Raw genomic sequence first — 21,323 nt, 5'->3', positions numbered from 1 at the left:
ACATGTATATTTCATCAAGCTTACATAATCCTTAATTCAATAAAAAAACAGGTAAAGAATATATACTCTCTACCTGTTACTTACTATGCTTTCGCTATTTCTTCTTTACAGAATGTCAAAATTTCTTCTAGTTCATCATCCTCTAATGCAAAGTCTAAATATTCACCTTCAGCCTTTTCCATGATGAAGTAATTTAATATGAATGGTTCTTCGTCTTTTTCACCAATAAGGACACGAATTTCAATACCAGCTTCGTGGTAAAGCTCATCCTCTTCATCAATTTCTACATCCAGTATAAATTCATAACGCTTACCTTCAATAATATTTGTTGGGTCTAAAATTTCTTCCATTGAGAATTGTGTAATTTCCATTATGTTTGCTCCTTTTTCTTTAGCTGTTCTTTTCTATATTAAATCAATTTCAGCATGGGTCAACTAGAAAAGCCGTATACACCTGTAAGTAATTATGCCACAATGAAATGGAATTAATTTAGAACTAAATTTCCCTACATACAAGGAGGCTTTTTCATGAAAGAGCTACTATATTATCAAGACGTTATGTTACAAGAGTTTGATGCAACTATTATTGGTAAAGGAACTGATGAATCAGGCCGTCATTATGTTGTACTATCGAACACCGCTTTCTATCCAACTGGTGGAGGTCAACCCCACGATACAGGTACATTGAATGCGTTGGAGGTCATAGATGTTGAAAAAGTGGATGATGAAATTCGTCACTATATTCAAGGTGATCTATCGACTTTAGATGGCGTCGTACATGGAAAATTAAATTGGCCAAGACGATTTGATCATATGCAGCAGCATGCTGGCCAACATATTTTAACAGCTGCTTTTGTTGAGCTTTTTAATGCACAGACTGTAAGCTTTCATCTAGGCAGTGAGCAAGTAACAATTGATCTTGCTGTAGAAACGATTTCTGAGCAACAGCTTGCAGCAGCAGAAGCAAGAGCCAATGACATTATTTTAGAGAATCGCCCTATTCAAACTACCTGGGTTACAGAACAAGAGCTTGGTAACTATAACCTTCGTAAAGAAGTAGCCGTGACGGGTGATATTCGACTTGTGATTATCCCTAATTTTGATTACAACGGTTGTGGTGGCACTCACCCTACATCTACAGGACAAGTTAGTACCATCAAAATATTAGGTACCGAAAAAATGAAGGGCAATGTGCGCGTTTCTTTTGTTTGTGGTCAACGTGTATTGACTGAGCTTGGCATGCGAAAAAAAGTATTAGCAGACGTTGCTCGACAATTAAGTGTCCCTGAGATTGAAGCTGCCACAGCACTCACAAAAGTTCTATCTGCTCAAAAAAATACAGAAAAAGCACTTGCTGCTGCGAAAGAGGAATTACTCACGTATGAAGCAAAGGCACTTGTTAATAACGAGGGTGTAGTAACAGCTGCTTTTAATCAGCGAACAATGCAAGAGCTACAAAAAATAGCCCGTATTATTGTTACGGAACAGAAAGATGTAATAGCTCTACTTGTGTCCGAAAATGAAGGCAAGCTACAATTCGTTGCAGCAAGAGGTAATAATGTTTCAAAAAGCATGAAGGATGTTGCTCAAAAGGCACTGCCTCTTATTAATGGTAAGGGTGGCGGAAGTGACCAAATGGTACAAGGCGGTGGCGATTACACCGTTTCGAAAGAAGAATTACTAGCAGCGATGCAAGACGCTTAATTGCATAATAGAGGAGCTATCATTAATAGACAGCTCCTCTCTCATTTAATATTTAAATTTTTGAATGGCTTCATATAAACGTTTTGCCATTTCTGATAGTTTTTCAGTTTGATTGTTCATTACTGCTACCGTCTTCAACTGTTCCGCTGTTGCATCTGTTACCTCATGAACATAATCGCTTGCTGCATGTGCAGTAGCTGCCATTTCTTCCATAGATGCTGAAACTTCCTCCGTATTGGCAGACATTTGTTCAGCTGAAGCATTCATTTCTTCAATTTGACCTGCTATTTCTCCTACTGCTTGAACCATTTCCTCGAAGCGTTCTCCAACTGCCTCAATGGAAGCTAAACCACGCTCAACATTATCTTCACCTGATTCCGCTGCTTTTACTACTTCTAATGTATAAGATTGAACTCTTTCAATGAGCACATTAATTTTAGTAGCTGATTCTGCTGTTTGCTCTGATAGCTTGCGAACTTCTTCCGCTACAACGGCAAAGCCTTTACCAGCATCTCCTGCCCGTGCTGCTTCAATAGAGGCATTTAATGCCAATAAATTCGTTTGATCGGAAATATCGGTAATCATTTTTGAAATTAAGCTAATTTCCGTTGACTCTTTTTCTAGTTTGTGAATAATTGTTAGTTCATCTGTTGTGCCTTGCTGAATCTCATTCATACGACGAATTGATTGTTGGACAGCATGATTGCTTTCACTAATTTTCTGGGAAATAAAATCTGTATTACAAGCAATTGTGGAGGCAACTTCAGCTACATTTTGTATCCCCATTGCCATTTGTTCCATTGCTGAGGCACTTTCCTCTGCCATCACAGTTTGACTTTGTGCCCCTCGATCTACTTCACTTATTGCACCAGCAATTTGTTTTGAATGCTTTGTTACTCCGTTTACATCTCCCATTAAATCACACGAAGCTTCATTCACTGCCGTTGCTTCTTGACTGACTTTGACTATCATTTCCCGCATATTATCAATCATTCGATCTAATGCACGTGCCATCGTTCCCATTTCATCAATACGTTTCAAATATTTTTCTGGAATCTCCTGTGTAAAGTCTCCTTCTGATAACCCCTCACTAATGCGAAGTACATGTCGAAGTGGTCTACTAACAGAGCGGGAAATGGCAAACGAGATGCATAGCCCGAGTATCGAAACAATGATCGTAGTGACTATAAAGTTTGTCTTAAGCTTAGAAAGCCCTGAAAGCATCTCATTTTCTAATGCGATAACACCCATTTTCCAACCATTATCAAGGGTATGATAGCCCATTAAATTAATTCCTGCATCTTCCGTTTCAAAAGAAAAATAACCGTTATCATTAGCAAGCATTTCTTTAACAGCCATTGCCCTGCCTGTCTTGAGACCTGTTTCGTCTGCTTCCTTGATTGGATTGTATTGCTCCTTCACATACGCGTGATTATTATGTCCAATAATCGTTCCGTTAGCGTCTAGCATAAATGCGTAGCCACTGTCTCCAACCTTAATGCCTTCTACTATTTTAGATAGGTAATAGCCATCAATACGTGCCAATAATAAGGCTTTTTCACCTGTTACTGTTTCAATTGGAGAAACGATTAAAATGACTGGTTCACCTGTCACACGACTAATCGTAATTTCAGACATGACAGACTTACCAGTAAAGCCTTCTTTTACGTAATCACGATCCCCTAGTTCAGCTGTTGTATCATCTAGATAATGAGCAACCCCATCAGCGTTGATAATGCCAAAGCCTAAGTAATTTTCATTACTAGCAAGTCGTTTCGATAGATATTTTTTCTGCTTCTCAAAGTCCATGCTCCGAACTGCCTCTTGCTCTGCAATTGCTTCCACTTCCACTAGTGTTAATTGGAAGTGTTCTTCTATGTAGTGAGAAATATCCTCTGCTCTTGAAACCAAATTAGATTCCACTTGCTCATTCACAGCTTTTGTACTATTTATCCAAGTAGATAGCCCGAGCGTGCCGCATGTTACAAATACAAGAGCTATAATTGCAACGATTAATTTACCACCAATACCTTTTAACCACATTTCTCTTTTTCTCACTTCTTCCATTTTTAGCTATACAAACCACATATTTTTGCATAACTTCAGAGTAAAGTCACTAAAAGTAGAAGTCAACAAAGATTTTCCAATATGATTAATAAATGTATAATAATACCATTATAACTATCCTTATAGTGCTAACAATTTTCTACAAAATTTTCAATTCATATATCCTTCTTGTTATAAAAAGACAGAGAATATAAAGTTGTTGGATTAAATTTAAACATTTTCCAACAAAAATTGATTATAATTCACATTTTTTGCTGATTATTAAAGATAGGATCCGTTTAACACATTTTGAGGGGAGGATTTCCATGAGTTCAGACAAAAATAATGTTTCTCGTCGAGACTTTTTAAAAACAACAGGTATTGCTGCTGGTACATTAGTCGGTGGTGGTTTAATTGGAGGATTAGTAGGCTACAACATCCATGGTAAAGGTACTTCTACCCTGGAACATGGTGGTCATGAAACAACAAACGAGGCCATCGGCTCACCGAAGGCTAAGATGTTTTTCAGAAATGAAAAAGATTTTAGTATCTTATCAAAGGCCACAGAACGTATTTTCCCAGAAGACGATTTGGGACCAGGTGCCATTGGTTTAGATGTTCCCTATTTTATCGATCATCAACTTGCAGGAAATTATGGGAGTAACTCTAAAGAATATATGCAAGGTCCATTTGATGTGGGTGCCCCAACTCAAGGCTATCAGAGCCGCTTAACGCGAGCGGAGATTTTTAGGCAGGGTATTCAAAAAATGGAGGATGAAGCACAAAAGCGTTATAAGAAAAGCTTTAACGATTTAGATGGCAAGCAAATGGATGAAATTTTAACTGCCTTCCAAAAAGGTGACATAGAAATGGTTGGGGTTACTTCCGCGTTCTTCTTTACATTATTACGAGCAGCTACATTAGAGGGAGCTTATTCTGACCCTATGTATGGAGGAAATCGTAATATGGATGGCTGGCGTATGAAGGGCTTCCCTGGTCATCAAATGGCTTATATTACACAAATAGAAGATGCGAAATTCCAAAAAATTGAGCCTAATTCATTAGGCAACCATTAAGGGGGGATTAAAAATGGCTAAAACATTACCGAGTGTAGATGTTGTAACAGTTGGTGTAGGTTGGACAGGCGGTATCGTTGCTGCTGAATGTGCCAAAGCTGGCCTAAAGGTAGTTGGTTTAGAGCGAGGTCAAAAGCGTGGTACCGAGGATTATTTAAATGTCCATGATGAATACCGTTATGCGATTCGATATGATTTAATGCAAAATCTATCCAAAGAAACAGTAAGCTTTCGTAATGATCGAAATATGAAGGCATTACCAATGCGTCAGCTTGGCTCCTTCTTGCTTGGTGAGGGTCTGGGTGGATCAGGAACACACTGGAATGGGATGACTTATCGATTTTTACCCTATGATTTTCAGATCAAAACATTAACAGATAAACGATATGGACCAAATAAGCTTGGACCAGATTATCTGATTCAAGATTGGGGTTTAACATACGATCAGCTTGAACCTTATATGGATAAGTTTGAAAAAACTGCTGGTATTTCAGGCGATGATAAAAATAAATTTAGTGGAAAGCGTTCGAATCCCTATCCAACACCGCCTATGAAAAAAACACCTATGCTTGCACAATTCGAAAAAGCTGCAACAAACCTGAAACTAACACCTTATATGGTTCCTTCAGCTAACGTGTCAGAGGTTTATAAAAACCCAGATGGCGAAACGATCAATGCTTGTCAATATTGTGGTTTTTGTGAACGCTTTGGATGCGAATATGGTGCAAAGTCGTCCGCAGAAATTACGGTTGTCCCAACCGCCCTGAAGACAGGAAATTTTGATTTACGCTTCAATTCCAATGTTGTTGAAATTTTAAAGCAGGGTAACAAGGCTACAGGTGTAAGATACATTGATACTGTTTCGGGAGAAGAATTCATTCAGCCAGCTAATGCTGTTGTATTAACTAGTTATGTCTTTAATAATGCCAAGCTATTAATGGTATCTGACATAGGCGAAAGATATGACCCTACTACTGGTAAAGGAACACTCGGCAGAAACTATTGCTATCAAATCTTGCCAGGTGCCGCTGGATTCTTCGAGGAACAATACAATACATTTATGGGTGCAGGTTCGTTAGGTATGTGTATAGACGATTACAATGGGGATAATTTTGACCACAGTGATTTAGATTTTATTCACGGAGGTAACATTGCGCTTACACAGACAGGTGCGCGACCAATCGGCTCAAATCCAACCCCACCAGATACACCTACTTGGGGACCAGAATTTAAAAAGCAATCAATTTACTACTATACACGCTCATTCGGTATTGGTGCGCAAGGAGCATCTATGCCACATAAGGAAAATTATATATCACTTGACCCTACCTACAAGGATGCTTACGGACTACCATTAACTCAGTTAACGTACAATTTTACTGATCAGGATCGAGCTCTCCATAAATATATCTCTGCACGTGCAGCAGAGATTATGAAGGAAATGGGTGCAAAAACAATTGTCCCTAACGCAGAAATTACCGATTACAATATCGTCCCATACCAAACAACGCATAATACGGGTGGTACGGTGATGAGCTTAACACCAGAACAAGGTGTTGTGAATAATTACTTACAGCACTGGGATGTTGATAATCTTTTCGCAGTAAGTGCAGGCAACTTTGCACACAATAGCGGTTATAATCCCACAGGTACATTAGGAGCACTTGCCTACCGTTGTGCTGAGGGAGTCATTAAATATAGTCAATCAGGTGGTTCATTAGTATAAAAAAATCATTCTAAAGGAGGCAAGACTTATGGGAGGTCTAGGAGCAATTGGAGTACCTGGATTAATCATTATTTTAGTGATTGTATTAATTGTATTTGGCCCAAAAAAATTACCAGAAATCGGTGGAGCAGTTGGTAAAACGTTTGCAGAATTTAAAAAGTCTACTAAGGGACTTATGGATGATGATGATGATGATACCGTGAAAAAGGTCGAAAAAAAATCTGATGCTTCGTAGGAGGGTTTCCTATGGATCCATATGAAGACGGAAAAAGAAAATATTTAAGCCCTCTTGATAAACCACAAGCTGAGCCTCCAAAACCAGTGGAGGCTTTAGTTGAAATAACAACAAAGGTAGCAATTGAAGAGGAGCATGTGTATAATGAGCCCCTTATTCCTGTTACCTCATTATTGGAGCATCTTACTGATTTACGTAAGCAAATTATCAAAGGGTTAACTGTTTTTATTTTATTTTTCATTGTTGTCTTTTCTACTATTAATATTTGGTTTCCATTCATAACGCGAGGTCACTCACTCGTTATTTTAGGACCATTAGAAGTAGTTAAATTTTACATGACGATTTCAACTACTTTAGCTTTTGGTCTTGCAATGCCTTTCCTCGTTCACTTTCTATGGAGCTTTATTAAACCAGGCTTAAAAGAAGAGGAAAGTCGATTTTTAGGCCTCTATGCACCAATCATGTTAGTTCTATTTTTAGTAGGAGTTGCTTTTGGTTATTTTGTCGTAAACCCACTTAGCTATACATTCTTAGTAAGCATTGGGGCTACCAATTTCGATGTCATGGTATCAGCAAATGAATATATGCACTTTTTAATCATGACTACAGTACCGCTTGGTCTATTATTTGAGTTACCGATTGTTGCCCTATTCTTATCTGCCATTGGTGTACTGACTGCTGAATCCATGAAAAAAATACGAGGCTGGTCTTATATCGCAATGGGCGTAGGCTCCGCTGTTATCACGCCACCAGACTTTATAAGTCAGTTACTCGTATTAATACCGATGATTATTTTGTATGAAATAAGTATTTATCTCGTTAAACGTATAGAACGCAAACAAATTGAAAGCACTGCGTAAATTTTACGCAGTGCTTATTTTTTCTTTAGATCCATCACAATAATTTCTGGTAGATTAAAAATACGATATGGTACTGTGCTATTACCCAACCCTCTACTAACTACCATTTTCGTCGCGCCTGCTTCGTAGACACCAGCTGTATATTTTGGGAACAGCCCCTGTCCTGGTGCCACAAGTCCTCCAAGCCCAGGAATACGAACTTGCCCACCATGCGCATGTCCCGAAAATACTAAATTTATGTGATAATTTACATACGTATTAAATAATTCTGGTCTATGTGCTAGTAACAACTTAAACATATCGTCTGGCAAATAGGCCGTTGCAATGTCCAGCATATCTTCTGTTGTTCTACCCATTAACGGATCCTCAATACCAACAATCGCCAAGCGCTCCCCGTCGCGCTCTAACACGGTCGATTCGTTGGCCATAATATGTACCCCTAACGATGACAGCGCCTCATAAATTTCATTCACCTTATTCGTCGCTACCTCATGGTTTCCTAGTACATAATAAACATCCGCTATTTTAACTAGTCCTTCCACTGCTTGTAGGCTTTGTTTTAAATTATAGCGATTACTATCGATCACGTCACCTGTGATAAAAATATAATCAGGCTTTGTATCCTTTACCTTAGCAATCAATTTTTGTTGCTTGTCACCAAAGACAGCGTCATGTAAATCCGAAACTTGTACAATGCGTAGCCCATCAAAGCTGTCAGGCACACTATCTGATTCAAACACATGTTTACTTACGACTAGCCAGTGATTGTTTACGTACAAAAAAATGACTATAAAAACAACAAAGAAGATACCATATAATAATTTTTTCAATCGCAATCGCTCACTTTGTGGCTACTTTTTTCAGAAATAATTCTGACTTTCTCATTATAAGCAAAAAACAGAGTGATTGTAAGTATATGCACTTTAAAAACACAAAATGCACAAATACACTTAGCTTAAAATTTTTATCATTAGATTATGATACACGCTTTAATCTATTATTTGTTAACTATTGGCATGCTATACTATGGGTAGAAAGGCATATTTTATTATCCCCTCATAATACATCACGATATGGGAAATGCATCTCATTTACTAAAGTGCGAGAATACTAATAAACTTAAATCAGTTAAAGGAGAAAAAAATTGCTTTATTGTAAGTAATGATCCAGTTAGATTGGACGATAAATGTGTTTTACATACTAATAAATTACATAATTTACAGAATCGAATAATTTCAGAATCCAGCTTCCATTGCTACAGGCAAGTATAAAACTGATGACGAAAAATTTATTTAGTACAGTTGCGCTACATAATATTCTAAATTTAGATGATAAGAGGTGAAAAAATGTTGAAAGCCATCATAGTAGATGATGAAATTTTAGCAATCAATTTATTAGAAGCCACGTTACATGATAATAGCGATGTTACTATTATCGGAAAATTCGTAAATCCACTAGAGGCTATTGCAAACATCCCTACACTCAAACCTGATATTCTTTTTTTAGATATAGATATGGCCGAAATGAATGGTATTGAATTTGCTAGTAAGATTGCAGACCTTCCTTTTTTAATGGACATTGTATTTGTCACTGCATATGAACGTTTTGCAATAGAAGCTTTTAATGTACAGGCTGTTGACTATATTTTAAAGCCTATTGAGAAAGAGCGTTTAATGAAGACAATCAAGAGAATATCCATGCGTAGAAAGCAATTTCATGTTAAAGCTGCTGTACACCACATAGAGGAAGAAGCTCATATAATAGAGGATTTTCACTTTCATGTTCATTCTGGAAGAGTATATATCGGTAACACAGCATTAGCCCTATCTACAAAGGAATTTCAAATTTTTTTCTTTCTAGCACAACGACCAGGACAAATTTTTCCCCCATCAGAGCTGTATAAGCTTATTTGGGTAGAGGAAAGTATCGGGCATACACAGGCATTGAAGGTTCATATTAGTAATTTACGAAAAAAGCTAGAATCCGTTGCTGGCCATAGAGCAAAGATTATGACAGTGAGAGGTTCGGGGTATCAATTCCTTTTTGAACCATGAAAAAAGGGCACGGCGATTACATAACGAATCGTCGTACCCTTTTTAGCTTATTTTTTTGCCGCTTCTTGAATTTCATAAAATGCCCAATGCTGTCTTAGCACATCTGTAAATAATGGTGTTTGGACTTCTGTTAGTACCTGACGTTCAAACAGTCGATTTAATACCTTCACTGCTTGTGCACGTGTTAAAAAACCATCTGGATTGAATGTATCTGCTGTTACTCCTGTCATAATCTCCGCTGCATTGACAGTATCAATTGCTTTCACTGCCCAATGATGGACGCTCACATCTTTGAATGCTGCACTTGGTGAGGTTGGTGGACAGAAATCTGCATCAGGACGTTCTACACATTGCTGTTCTATCCAGCGGGCAGCCACTGTAGCCATCTGTGCACGTGTAATCAAGCCGTTTGGATTAAAGTTAGTTGCTGTAACCCCTTTAAACAGACCCTTCTCCTTCGCGAATTCGATTGCATCTTTAGCATCATGTTGGAATGTATCTGTATAGGTTGCCTTTGCTTGGGGAATGGCATTACCTGTTAATTGACGAGCAAACATACTTGCCATCTGTGCCCTTGTAACAGGAGCATTTGGACGGAAGGTACCATCTGGATAGCCTTGAATATAAGGTAGATGTGTAACACCATCAGTAGTTGGTTCCTTCACTTCTTCCTTCTCTGGTAAGTAGAGAATGGAGAAGGTGGAGAACTTATTCACCTCAAACTGTAAACCTGTTATTCCCTTTTGATATTCTACAACTTTCCCACGTACAACTTCTTTTGTGCCATCACTATGCTCGATATAAATAGCCAGATGATTAAGCTGTTCATGTGTTAAATCAGTTGGTAGAGGTAAGGTTAATATAACGGGACGGCTTTGCATATTTGTTTCAATGGTCATTGGACGACCAAGCAACTCAACAACCGTACTTCCTGCCAACTGCTGTACAGCCCTTTCCTTTTTAGCTTGTTCTTTAATATCCAATTGATTAGCCCGCTCTTTTATAGGAACAAGTCGGAAATAGAGATTATCATTAAACGTTTCCAACGAAGTTTTTGGCACTTCAATTCTAACGTTATCTGTGACAATCTCAAGATGGACTGCACTATTTTGTAGAAGTGTCACGACATTTCTTGGTACGGATACATGGACTTGATTTACTTGATCCTGTTGATCCGGAATAATGATTCTTGCTTTATCATTTCCTTGTTCCTTTAATTTCCTAATCGTCTCTGTTGCGCTCTCTGGTGTTAATAACACTTCATCCCTGATTGTGTTGTCGGTGTTTTTTGTTCTTTTTACCGTTGTTTTAGAGACGAGGTCACCATCACCCGACTCTACATCTACCACAATTTCCTCTACGTTGGTTGAAGGTGTTGTTGAACCTGCATCAGGATTTGGTGAAGGATCAGTATTACCGCCACCTGTATCATTACTAATCCATTTTGCATAGATCACTGTGTTAGCTGTAATCGCAGTATCAAAATTAAATGGTGTTGTGTAGGCATTATTTGTGTACCAGCCAACAAATGTATAGCCGGCTTTCGTTGGCTCAATCTTAGGCTGACTTGCCTTTTTCCCATATTCTACCGTTTGATCTGAGATAGCACTACCGCCGTCGACATCAAACCTCACTGTATACATCCCAGGAATCCATTTTGCATAGATTGTTGTGTTCTCGTTAATGGCACTATTAAAATCATATGGTGTTGTATAAGCATTACTTATATACCAACCACCGAATGTATAGCCCGCTTTCGTTGGCTCTTGGGCTGGCTGACTTGCTTTTTTCCCATGCTCTACCGTTTGATTCGAGACGGCACTTCCTCCGTTGACATCAAAACGCACCGTATACTTTATTGGTATCCATTTTGCGTATATCGTTGTGTGCCTAGTAATGGCACTATTAAAATCATATGGTGTTGTATAGGCAGGACTCGTATACCAGCCTTCAAATATATGGCCAGCTTTCGTTGGTGCTGGGGTTGGCTGACTTGCTTTTCCTTCATGTACCACCGTCTGATTAGAGACAGGACTTCCCCCCGCTACATCAAAGCTTACCGTATAAGTCACAGTCACTGGCTTCCATTTTGCATATAATATGATACTTTCACTACCCATTAGGAAAGTTGAAGCTGGTGCATAATCTATTCCTCTTCCATCTGCTTGCGTGTTCCAGCCCTCAAACGTGTAACCCACTTTTACCAGATTTCCTGTATTACCCAGAACTGTTACAGTTTCTCCTTGCTCATACGTTTCACTATCTGTTGGAACTGTGCCCCCTGTGTTTGTATTGCCGTTGTAGGTGATAGTAAACGTACTAATCACAGAAGTATTCTCTAGGGTTCCTGCACTTACTAATGAAGCTTTGTGCGTCGCCGTTTCTTTCACTCTCGTGATAAACGTATACTCTGTATCAGGCGTTAGTTCACCAAAGATCGGACTGTCCTGCCACGTTGTTCCGTTGTCTCTACTATATTCTTGACCTACTACCCCATTTAGCGTAATATTTGTCGCTGTTTTACTGGCTACAGTTGGGGCTGGCGGAGCACTTGGTCCATCCGCTTTTTCCACAATAGTTGTTTCCCCACTCATTACACTTCCTGTTGCATTTGTTCCATCGGCACTGGCTCTTACTTTAATCGTCTCTCCAATATCTGCTTGAACCAACATATATGTGGAAGAGTTCGCTCCTGAAATGGCCGTATTCCCTCGATACCATTCATAGGTTAGTGCATCTGATGTCGTTGGTGGCGTATACGTGATCCCACTAATATCTGCGGTTAACACGCTTCCATACTTCGTCTCACCCGTGATGCTTATCGTACCTCCCATTTCTGGAACCTCTACAGTTTGAGTTTGTGTTTGGATCGATGTTCCTGTACTTACCAGTGATGCCTTGTGAGTGGGTGTCTCCTTCACTCTCGTGATAAATGTATACTCCGTTTCAGGGATTAGTCCATTAAAAATTAGACTATCCTGCCACGTTGCCCCGTTATCTTTACTATATTCTTGACCTACTACCCCATTTAGCGTAATACTTGTCGCTGTTTTACTGGCTTCGGTTGGGGCTGGCGGAGCACTTGGTCCATCCGCTTTTTCCACGAAAGCTGTTTCACCACTCGTTATACTTCCTGTCGCATTCGTTCCATCGGCAGTGACTGTAACCTTGAGTTTCTCACCAATATCCGCCTCTACCAACATATATGTGGACGAGGTCGCTCCTGGAATTACCGTGTTCCCTCTATACCATTGATAGGTCAGCACATCTGCTGTCGTTGTTGGTGTATACGTGATACCACTAATATCTGCGGTTAACACGTTTCCATACTTCGTCGCTCCTGTGATGCTTACCGTGCCTGCCATTACCGAAATCGCTACAGGTTGAGTTTGGATCGGGGTTCCTGCACTTACTGACGAAGCTTTATGAGTAACCGTTTCTTTCACTCTCGTGATAAACATATATTCCGTATCTGGAGTGAGTCCACTAAAGATCGGACTATCCTGCCAGGTCGTCCCGTTATCTCTACTGTATTCTTGACCTGCTACTCCATTTAGCGTAATACTTGTTGTTGTTTTACTGGCTTCAGTTGGTGCTGATGGTGCACTTGGTCCATCTGCTTTTTCCACAGTTGCCGTCACTCCACTCGTTACACTTCCTGTCGCATGCGTTCCATCGGCAGTAACTGTAACCTTGAGTTTCTCACCAATATCCGCCTCTACCAACATATATGTGGACGAGGTCGCTCCTGGAATTACCGTGTTCCCCCTATACCATTGATAGGTCGGCACATCTGCTGTCGTTGTTGGTGTATACGTGATACCACTAATATCTGCGGTTAACACGTTTCCATACTTCGTCGCTCCTGTGATGCTTACCGTGCCTGCCATTACCGAAATCGCTACAGGTTGAGTTTGGATCGGGGTTCCTGCACTTACTGACGAAGCTTTATGAGTAACCGTTTCTTTCACTCTCGTGATAAACATATATTCCGTATCTGGAGTGAGTCCACTAAAGATCGGACTATCCTGCCAGGTCGTCCCGTTATCTCTACTGTATTCTTGACCCGCTACTCCATTTAGCGTAATACTAGTTGTTGTTTTACTGGCTTCAGTTGGTGCTGACGGTGCACTTGGACCATTCGCTTTTTCCACAGTTGCCGTCGCTCCACTCGTTACACTTCCTGTCGCATGCGTTCCATCGGCAGTAACTGTAACCTTGAGTTTCTCACCAATATCCGCCTCTACCAACATATATGTGGACGAGGTCGCTCCTGGAATTACCGTGTTCCCCCTATACCATTGATAGGTCGGCACATCTGCTGTCGTTGTTGGTGTATACGTGATACCACTAATATCTGCGGTGAACACGTTTCCATACTTCGTCGCTCCTGTGATGCTTACCGTGCCTGCCATTACCGAAATCGCTACAGGTTGAGTTTGGATCGGGGTTCCTGCACTTACTGACGAAGCTTTATGAGTAACCGTTTCTTTCACTCTCGTGATAAACATATATTCCGTATCTGGAGTGAGTCCACTAAAGATCGGACTATCCTGCCAGGTCGTCCCGTTATCTCTACTGTATTCTTGACCTGCTACTCCATTTAGCGTAATACTTGTTGTTGTTTTACTGGCTTCAGTTGGTGCTGACGGAGTACTTGGACTGTTCGCTTTTTCTACTACAGCTGTTTCCACGCTTGTTATTTTTCCTGCCGCATGCGTCCCATCAGCAGTAACTGTAACTTTGATTTGCTCACCGATATCTTCTTGAACTAACGTATATGTGGAAGAGGTTGCTCCTGAAATGGCCGTTCCACCACGATACCATTGAAAGGTCGGCACATCCGTTATCGTCATTGGAGTATACGTAATTCCACTAATATCTGCGGTTAGCACACCACCATACTTCGCTTCTCCTATGATGCTTACCGTTCCTGCCATTTCTGGCAAAACCGATAGTGTCTCAAACATCTCATTTTCACCATAACTAGTTCCCACCGAATTTTTCGCGTACGCACGGTAATAATAAGTACTACTTGGATTAAGACCTGATAGATCAACACTAAACGCTCCCGTTGTTCCAGTAGCAGTTACTTTCTCACCATTCTCCATAGTTGGTTCTGCGCTCGTTGAATACACAATTCCACGTTCTGTAATCTCGGCTCCTCCATCAAAAGTTATCTCCCCACCTACCCTTGCACTTGTACTCGTAATACTTGTCGCTGGAGTTAAGGTTATAACTCTGGGAACCTGAGTCGGTACATCTAGATTTCCATACAGTATAGCTCCATTAGCACCAACGATTACAAACTGACCATTTCCATAAGTAACCCCCTGTAAACCGCTACTTAAACCAGTTGCTTGTTCAGTCCAATTTATTCCATCCGCTGAGTAATATGCTTTACCAGAAAATCCAACTGTTACATAATGGCCATTTCCATAAGATACACTAGTTAAGAGGATAGTAGTTGCACTTGATGGTAAGTTATCCCGTTTTGTCCAAATCATACCATCTGGTGAGGTGAGAATCGTTCCAGATTGACCAACGACTACATATTGACCATTTGCATAAATTACAGATCTTAAAATATTTTTGGTATTAGAGGTTTGTCTTGACCAATTTTCCCCATCTGAAGATGTCAATATCGTTCCATCAGCACCTACTGCGACGAATTGATTATTAGCATATATTACACCATAAAGTTGATTTATCTGCGGGATTTTTTTCCATTCTATACCATCGCTTGATACATGTATATTACCACCAACGGTAACATATTTATTATATCCATATGTTACTGAATGAAGTGGGTTTCTACCATCCACTGAAATAGCTGTTGTCCATGTTTGCCCATCCGATGATGTATAAAAATTTGATAAGTTGTCAACTGCTATAAACTGGTTATTTTCGTAAACGACTGAATTAATCGTTTGTGAGGAAGTTATAGTAGTAGATTGTGTCCATGTTGATCCATTTGTTGAATAATAAACTGTAGTATTCGTCCCCAAAGAAGTAGCCACATATTTACCATCACCATAAGCCACTGCTTTATAGCTTACACTTGGTGGTGTTGCTAGTGTAAAATCAGCAAATGCACTGGGTATCCATTGAAAAAATAATAGAAAGATTAGTAGGATACTTACTATTTTCTTATAACGTTGTCTCATAAATATCTCCTCCAACAAAACTATTCCTTCTATGTATCAAATAAAGGAATGTTATATGAACCTAGCATTTTGCACCAACTACTGTTGACTAGGAAATATCCCCTGAATACATATGATAAAATTCAATGCTTGGAAAGGCTGCCGAATATCCAATGCAGAAGGTGCTAATTGTCCAGCTGGTGCAATCGTGGTTGTTACATTCCCATTTACTGTTCCACCAGAGATGGGAAATGGCTTCAAGGTTGTATCCGTAGTTCCCGTCGTATAAAAATCTGCTGTTCCCATACCTTGATCTACAGAGGCTGCAAGACTTGCATTATTTGGTGAATTACTTCCTCCCCCTTGAGAGGCGGCTGGGATTGCAACGTTCATATTACTTACAGTTAAATTAGATGTAGACGTAGTTGCACTATGAGTATGCTGTGGCATATTTAATGGAGAAAGTGTTACTTTCTCCACACCACCAGTCTGTCCTAGATTACATGGCGTGATTCCTTGTGGTATAGTTCCTCCCATTCCCCCATCTCCACACGCGCCTACTGGTACACGTCCATTCAAGTTTGGTAAACAAAAAGTATTCTGTCCGTCTCCACCATATCGATTTCCTAATACAGCAAATAAAGCTTGATTCTGTTGAATTGAAAGTTCTTGACCGTTGCAAAATGCCCAGCCCTGTGGAGCAAATGATGCTGGCCATGCTACAATCGTTCCTGTGTAATTCTCCGCCATAATATACCTCACTTTGATTTTATTTAAATTTAAAAATAGATTTTATTTATTCTGGAGTAGGGAACCAACCTTGAATACAAATAATATAATTCATTGCTTGGAAAGGCTGCCGAATATCCAATGCAGAGGGCGCCGATTGTCCAGCTGGAGAAATCGTAGTTGTTACATTCCCACTTACTGTTCCACCAGAGATGAGAAATGGCTTCAAGGTTGTATCCGTAGTTCCCGTCGTATAAAAATCTGCTGTTCCCATACCTTGATCTACAGAGGCTGCAAGACTTGCATTATTTGGTGAATTACTTCCTCCCCCTTGAGAGGCGGCTGGGATTGCAACGTTCATATTACTTACAGTTAAATTAGATGTAGACGTAGTTGCACTATGAGTATGCTGTGGCATATTCAATGGAGAAAGTGTTACTTTCTCCACACCGCCAGTCTGTACTAAATTATATGGCGTGACCCCTTGTGGTATAGTTCCTCCCATTCCCCATTTCCCACAAGCACCTACTGGTACACGTCCATTCAGGTTTGGTAAGCAAAAAGTATTCTGTCCGTCTCCACCATATCGATTTCCTAATACAGCAAATAAAGCTTGATTCTGTTGAATTGGAAGTTCTTGACCATTGCAAAACGCCCAGTACTTTGGAGCAAATGGTGCTGACCATGCCACAATAGATCCTATATACATTTCGGCCATAATTTATACCTCACTTTAATTTTATTTATTATTACAGTGGGAAAGTTCCTTTAATTCAAATATGCTTGAAAAGGTTCTCCGACACTCACTTTAACTCCAATGCTAAAGCTACTTAACAAGTTCAAATTCAAAAAACCATTTATTAATTCCTATGCCACGCCATCATCACATGCGGCACTACCTCTCCGGTAACAACAAACCCACATCTCTCATACAACCTCTGTGCAGGATTTCCCATCAACACATTAAGTTCTATAGGCAACCTCAATTCAGCAGCTACATGCTGAAATTCACTCAATAGCGCTGTACAGATTCCTCTCCCTCTATATTCGGGAATTATAAAAATATCAATCAGACGTATTGCTTCTTGCTGTATCTCGGTGATCAATCTACCAATTCCTAAACCTTCGTACATTATGATTTCATATTTAGCATTAGGAAATTGTTGCTGATAAAAAGCTTTTTGAGCATCGTATTGCATGCGTAATAAACCTTCTATTTGTTGCTCATCCCATTCTAATATGGCAAATTCACTTTTTCTTGTAGATACAAATAATGAATAAAGGGTATCTTCCTCTTCAGGTAATGCCACTCTCAATTTCACTTTATCTTTCATTTTTGCTAAGCTACTCACCCCTTTTTCCGAAATTTCAATTAATTTCAAGCAACACTCGCTAAAATATCCTTATTTTCTTCTTTTATAGATTCGACTTCGTGGACTTCCATTTCTAAAACTCTTGCTATCTCAGATGGTGTGTGCTTCGTAAATAACATGTACATAGCCTTTATTTTCTTTGCTTGATCTCCAGAAACTTTTAAAGTATTTGAGATTTCAGCTAAATCCTTATGGTTCTCAATCAAATACGAGCCTAATAAAGTATTAGTGACTTTTTGTAGCTCATTTTGGTCCACAGCGTTTTTACATAATGCTTCTGCAGCTATACTCGCTGCCACAGATAAATCCATCCCTTTTTCATGCATCCGTTTCATAGCATTAAATTGATCCGACCATTTGCGTAATGTATAGTTTTGCTCCTTTACTAAGAAAACTAGCTCTCGATGATTTACATCCCTATCGTGTAAAAGTCCTGTCTCCTTAAAAGTCTTTGCAAGATCTTTAAAGAAAGCATTAACTTGGCTTTGCCCATGATTAATCTCTTCTTTTGTCTTAGTTAAATCCTCTTTTGCCTTATTTGTTTCTGCTTGAATATTTTCAAAATACTCTTTCCGTAATTCCCCTTGAATAATACCTGTAATAAGATAAAGGACAGCGGCTATTGCACCAAGCGTACCAAGTTTTGCAACTAAGCTATCCAGCACTTTTATTTTTCCAATCCATTGATTAACTACAAATAATGTAAGCGCGACGTATTTATCTAAAGTGATTTTTTTATAAGAAGGCACAACGATTGATAAGGAAATCAGTGGCAGCGTATTTTTAAAGCACTTTCGCCATTCTAGAAATTCCATTAGCAAACTATTTAAATCATCTTGGATATCATGCTTTAAAATATTTAAGTCAATTGCTGTTCCGCTTAACTCACTTTTCAGCTCTTTTAAAAGCTTAATTGCTTGTGCCTTTCGCTCTGGGTTATCTGTACGAAATATATGGTCACCAATCCAAGCACTAATCTCTAAATCCTCGTCCAATAGCTTAGAAATGATACTATCAATTCCCTCCTTACATTCAGCCAGCTTGTCTTCTACCTCATAAATATTTTTTAGGGAAGGTTGTAATTCTTCTACATAGGTTGCTAATGTCGCTTCTGTAATCGCCATATTATCCATCCATTCTAAAATTATTTTTTAACTAACAATTGCTATTAAATCGCTATTCGTCTCTTGAATTGTCATGACTTCGTTTACATCCATTTCCAAGACTTGTGCAATTTCATCTGGTGTATGCATTTTAAATAACATGTAGGTTGCTTTTACTTTTTTAATTCTTTCTAGGGACATATCAAGCTTTTGAGAAACAACACTATTTTGCTCTCCCATTTCAATAAGGTAGGCACCCATTAACAGTTTGCTGTAATTGTCTAATTCATTTTCATCATCTTGTTTATTTACTAGATTTGCAGCAACAACTTCTGCTGAAAATTCAATATCTAAGCCTTTATTAATCATTCGCTTCATCGAATCATATTGATCCGACCATCGTCTTAATGTACCAGCCTGTTGTTTTACTAACGATACTAGCTCCTGATGGTTTGTATATGACTTCGTTAACAAGCCTGTTTCTTGAAAGCTCTTTGCCACATCTTCAAAAAAGGTATTTACCTGCACCTGCACATCATTGATATCCTGTCTTAACTTTTTAACATCCTCCATCGCAGCCTTTGTTTCTTTTTGGATATTTTCAAATAACTCCATTCTTTTCTCGCCTTGAATTATTCCATCTATTAACACCACCACGACAACAAGACCGAAAACACCTAACCCTAATACCTCAAATATTGGTAGTAATATATCCTTCAACACGATGGTTAATACAAACCCTAGCATTAATCGATGAAAGGGATTAAAAGCCTGAAATTTAGGTACAGCTATGGAGAACGCAATAAATGGTAGCCTATTATCAAAGTAAGTTTTCCATTCCCCATACTCTTTTAATAAAGTATTTAATTCATCTTGGATATCATGCTTTAAAATATTTAAATCAATTTTTGCATTAATTAATTCATTGTTTAAGTCATTTAACAGTTGAATAGCTGTTTCTTTCCTTTTTGGGTTATCTGTCCGAAATAGATTGTCACCAAGCCATGCACCTAGATCAAATCCTTCATCCTTTAATTTGGATAAAATACTGTCTATACCTCCACCGGCTTTTCCAAGCTTGTCTTCTAGTTCAATTATATTTTTGATACTGGGTTGAAGTTCCTTCACATAGTTATCTAATTGGTATTCCGAAATTGGCATAACATTTTCTCCTTTCTGATTAGGAAGTAATTAAAGAAAATAATTCTTTATTATCTTTATAAAAAGCTTCAATCTCCATAAACTCTAATTTCACTTGTTCAGCAACTGCTGTTATGCTCTCTTGGTTTAGCAATAAGTATGCTGCTACTAACAGCTTTGCCTGTTGTTCAGATAGATTTACATCTTGTACTAATGTCATATAGGTCGCGCCTGTTTCAAGTAGATAAGCTCCCTGTAAAGTACTCTGGTTTTGATAGATTTGCGCTGGTTCCTCTAAACTTTCGCTTAATACTTTTGCCGTTAGATGTATAGCTTCTTGGAATTTCATATCTTTTCCAAGCATTGTACGAAGCATTTGATAATGGTCTGCCCATATTTTCAACAGTGCTCCCTTGCTTTTAATCTCAGCAATGAAGTCCTGTTGGGTATAGGGCGATGCTGTCAATCTATCACTTTGCTTTAAATTCGAGATCACATCGCCAAATTGCCTATCCAATTCATTTTCAGTATCCGTTATGATTGACATTAATTTAGTAACACTGCTTTTGGCTTCATTTATTTGCTCTTTAATGTTCACATCAAAATTTTCTAGGGTTACTATTATTTCATTCACTTGACTCGATTCAATTGTTGCAGTTAGGAGGGGTAATTTTGTTACTATCTCTTTTTCAATTAAGAGGGACAGCAATATGTTGAATTGAACATTTGAAGAAAAACTTGTCTCAAAAGGGATGCTTGATACTGCAAATGGAAGTAGGGGAAGCATTTCCTTAAAAGTTTGCTGTAATTCTCTGTTATTTTTTTGCAAAGTGTTTATTTCATTGACTAGTAGCTGTTTAATATGTGCCATACCAATTAAAGATTTTTGTAAATCCGATTGTAGTATTCTTACTTCTTCGAGATGTTTTTCTTTCTTTTTACTTGCTAATAAAAATCTCCTTTCTTTTTTTTGAATATAGTTTTTGATACTGCTGTCAATGTGTACAATGACACTTTCGATTTGTCCCTCTAAATTAAAAAAGTACTGAATCGTTTGCTGTAAATTTTCTTCATATGTCTGTAAAGCCGAATTTGATATTGGCACTTCACATTCACCTCTCTTTAGTTTTTA

At 38.8% G+C, this 21,323-nt stretch carries 16 protein-coding genes; 6 read left to right on the top strand and 10 right to left on the bottom strand.

Going from position 1 to position 21,323, the window contains the following annotated elements:
• Window positions 1-83: 83 nt before the first annotated feature.
• Window positions 84-371: a DUF6509 family protein gene (locus MHB39_RS01115; protein ID WP_036075918.1), complete on the bottom strand. Its 288-nt coding sequence runs from the start codon at window positions 369-371 to the stop codon at window positions 84-86.
• 156 nt (window positions 372-527) lie between these two features.
• Here MHB39_RS01115 and MHB39_RS01110 point away from each other — a divergent pair, with 156 nt between their 5' ends.
• The gene (locus MHB39_RS01110; protein ID WP_036075917.1) at window positions 528-1,703 is read left to right on the top strand and encodes a serine-tRNA(Ala) deacylase AlaX; all 1,176 of its coding nucleotides are present in this window, start codon (window positions 528-530) and stop codon (window positions 1,701-1,703) included.
• A 45-nt stretch (window positions 1,704-1,748) separates the two neighbouring features.
• Here MHB39_RS01110 and MHB39_RS01105 read toward each other — a convergent pair whose 3' ends face one another.
• A complete protein-coding gene (locus MHB39_RS01105; protein WP_342545628.1) occupies window positions 1,749-3,746 on the bottom strand; it encodes a methyl-accepting chemotaxis protein in 1,998 nt (665 codons plus the stop codon).
• 329 nt (window positions 3,747-4,075) lie between these two features.
• On the opposite strand from MHB39_RS01105, the gene MHB39_RS01100 reads away from it, so the two are divergent.
• The 4 genes from MHB39_RS01100 to tatC are packed head-to-tail and all read left to right on the top strand — an operon-like array spanning window position 4,076 to window position 7,646.
• Window positions 4,076-4,825, top strand: a complete 750-nt coding sequence (locus MHB39_RS01100; protein WP_016993258.1) for a gluconate 2-dehydrogenase subunit 3 family protein — start codon at window positions 4,076-4,078, stop codon at window positions 4,823-4,825.
• Window positions 4,826-4,838: 13 nt separating this feature from the next.
• Window positions 4,839-6,551, top strand: a complete 1,713-nt coding sequence (locus MHB39_RS01095; RefSeq protein ID WP_036075915.1) for a GMC family oxidoreductase — start codon at window positions 4,839-4,841, stop codon at window positions 6,549-6,551.
• Between the two features lie 28 nt (window positions 6,552-6,579).
• Window positions 6,580-6,786: a twin-arginine translocase TatA/TatE family subunit gene (gene tatA, locus MHB39_RS01090; RefSeq protein WP_342545627.1), complete on the top strand. Its 207-nt coding sequence runs from the start codon at window positions 6,580-6,582 to the stop codon at window positions 6,784-6,786.
• Window positions 6,787-6,797: 11 nt separating this feature from the next.
• Window positions 6,798-7,646 carry a twin-arginine translocase subunit TatC gene (gene tatC, locus MHB39_RS01085; protein ID WP_342545626.1) on the top strand — a complete coding sequence of 283 codons (849 nt, stop codon included), beginning with the start codon at window positions 6,798-6,800 and terminating at the stop codon, window positions 7,644-7,646.
• 14 nt (window positions 7,647-7,660) lie between these two features.
• On the opposite strand, the gene MHB39_RS01080 is transcribed toward tatC, so the two are convergent.
• Entirely contained in the window at window positions 7,661-8,476 is an 816-nt protein-coding gene (locus tag MHB39_RS01080; RefSeq protein WP_054548899.1) for a metallophosphoesterase, read from the bottom strand.
• Window positions 8,477-8,992: 516 nt separating this feature from the next.
• Here MHB39_RS01080 and MHB39_RS01075 point away from each other — a divergent pair.
• Window positions 8,993-9,700, top strand: a complete 708-nt coding sequence (locus MHB39_RS01075) for a DNA-binding response regulator (RefSeq protein WP_342545625.1) — start codon at window positions 8,993-8,995, stop codon at window positions 9,698-9,700.
• A 47-nt stretch (window positions 9,701-9,747) separates the two neighbouring features.
• Here MHB39_RS01075 and MHB39_RS01070 read toward each other — a convergent pair whose 3' ends face one another.
• From MHB39_RS01070 to MHB39_RS01040, 7 genes are all read right to left on the bottom strand, one after another.
• On the bottom strand, window positions 9,748-15,867 hold the full coding sequence (locus MHB39_RS01070; RefSeq protein WP_342545624.1) for an InlB B-repeat-containing protein: 6,120 nt from the start codon (window positions 15,865-15,867) through the stop codon (window positions 9,748-9,750).
• Window positions 15,868-15,945: 78 nt separating this feature from the next.
• Window positions 15,946-16,596, bottom strand: a complete 651-nt coding sequence (locus tag MHB39_RS01065; protein ID WP_342545623.1) for a tail fiber protein — start codon at window positions 16,594-16,596, stop codon at window positions 15,946-15,948.
• Window positions 16,597-16,642: 46 nt separating this feature from the next.
• The gene (locus MHB39_RS01060; RefSeq protein WP_339280571.1) at window positions 16,643-17,293 is read right to left on the bottom strand and encodes a tail fiber protein; all 651 of its coding nucleotides are present in this window, start codon (window positions 17,291-17,293) and stop codon (window positions 16,643-16,645) included.
• A 142-nt stretch (window positions 17,294-17,435) separates the two neighbouring features.
• Window positions 17,436-17,957 carry a GNAT family N-acetyltransferase gene (locus tag MHB39_RS01055; RefSeq protein WP_342545621.1) on the bottom strand — a complete coding sequence of 174 codons (522 nt, stop codon included), beginning with the start codon at window positions 17,955-17,957 and terminating at the stop codon, window positions 17,436-17,438.
• A complete protein-coding gene (locus MHB39_RS01050) occupies window positions 17,954-19,072 on the bottom strand; it encodes a hypothetical protein (protein ID WP_342545620.1) in 1,119 nt (372 codons plus the stop codon). Before MHB39_RS01050 ends, MHB39_RS01055 begins: the two co-directional genes overlap by 4 nt.
• Before the next feature lie 27 nt (window positions 19,073-19,099).
• The gene (locus tag MHB39_RS01045) at window positions 19,100-20,212 is read right to left on the bottom strand and encodes a hypothetical protein (protein WP_342545619.1); all 1,113 of its coding nucleotides are present in this window, start codon (window positions 20,210-20,212) and stop codon (window positions 19,100-19,102) included.
• 19 nt (window positions 20,213-20,231) lie between these two features.
• Window positions 20,232-21,296 carry a hypothetical protein gene (locus tag MHB39_RS01040; RefSeq protein WP_342545618.1) on the bottom strand — a complete coding sequence of 355 codons (1,065 nt, stop codon included), beginning with the start codon at window positions 21,294-21,296 and terminating at the stop codon, window positions 20,232-20,234.
• Between the last annotated feature and the right edge of the window lie 27 nt (window positions 21,297-21,323).

The organism is Lysinibacillus sp. FSL K6-4013 (genome assembly GCF_038630435.1).
Taxonomy (GTDB): Bacteria; Bacillota; Bacilli; order Bacillales_A; family Planococcaceae; genus Lysinibacillus; species Lysinibacillus boronitolerans.
This window is presented reverse-complemented; position numbering and strand designations above follow the sequence as displayed.

What these genes read in the sequence shown, in the direction of transcription:
- MHB39_RS01075 (WP_342545625.1), top strand. Translation starts at nt 8,993, where the DNA reads ATGTTGAAAGCCATCATAGTAGATGATGAAATTTTAGCAATCAATTTA.
- MHB39_RS01060 (WP_339280571.1), bottom strand. Translation starts at nt 17,293, where the DNA reads ATGGCCGAAATGTATATAGGATCTATTGTGGCATGGTCAGCACCATTT.
- MHB39_RS01110 (WP_036075917.1), top strand. Translation starts at nt 528, where the DNA reads ATGAAAGAGCTACTATATTATCAAGACGTTATGTTACAAGAGTTTGAT.
- MHB39_RS01105 (WP_342545628.1), bottom strand. Translation starts at nt 3,746, where the DNA reads ATGTGGTTAAAAGGTATTGGTGGTAAATTAATCGTTGCAATTATAGCT.
- MHB39_RS01070 (WP_342545624.1), bottom strand. Translation starts at nt 15,867, where the DNA reads ATGAGACAACGTTATAAGAAAATAGTAAGTATCCTACTAATCTTTCTA.
- MHB39_RS01050 (WP_342545620.1), bottom strand. Translation starts at nt 19,072, where the DNA reads ATGGCGATTACAGAAGCGACATTAGCAACCTATGTAGAAGAATTACAA.
- tatC (WP_342545626.1), top strand. Translation starts at nt 6,798, where the DNA reads ATGGATCCATATGAAGACGGAAAAAGAAAATATTTAAGCCCTCTTGAT.
- MHB39_RS01095 (WP_036075915.1), top strand. Translation starts at nt 4,839, where the DNA reads ATGGCTAAAACATTACCGAGTGTAGATGTTGTAACAGTTGGTGTAGGT.
- MHB39_RS01045 (WP_342545619.1), bottom strand. Translation starts at nt 20,212, where the DNA reads ATGCCAATTTCGGAATACCAATTAGATAACTATGTGAAGGAACTTCAA.
- MHB39_RS01115 (WP_036075918.1), bottom strand. Translation starts at nt 371, where the DNA reads ATGGAAATTACACAATTCTCAATGGAAGAAATTTTAGACCCAACAAAT.
- MHB39_RS01100 (WP_016993258.1), top strand. Translation starts at nt 4,076, where the DNA reads ATGAGTTCAGACAAAAATAATGTTTCTCGTCGAGACTTTTTAAAAACA.
- MHB39_RS01065 (WP_342545623.1), bottom strand. Translation starts at nt 16,596, where the DNA reads ATGGCGGAGAATTACACAGGAACGATTGTAGCATGGCCAGCATCATTT.
- tatA (WP_342545627.1), top strand. Translation starts at nt 6,580, where the DNA reads ATGGGAGGTCTAGGAGCAATTGGAGTACCTGGATTAATCATTATTTTA.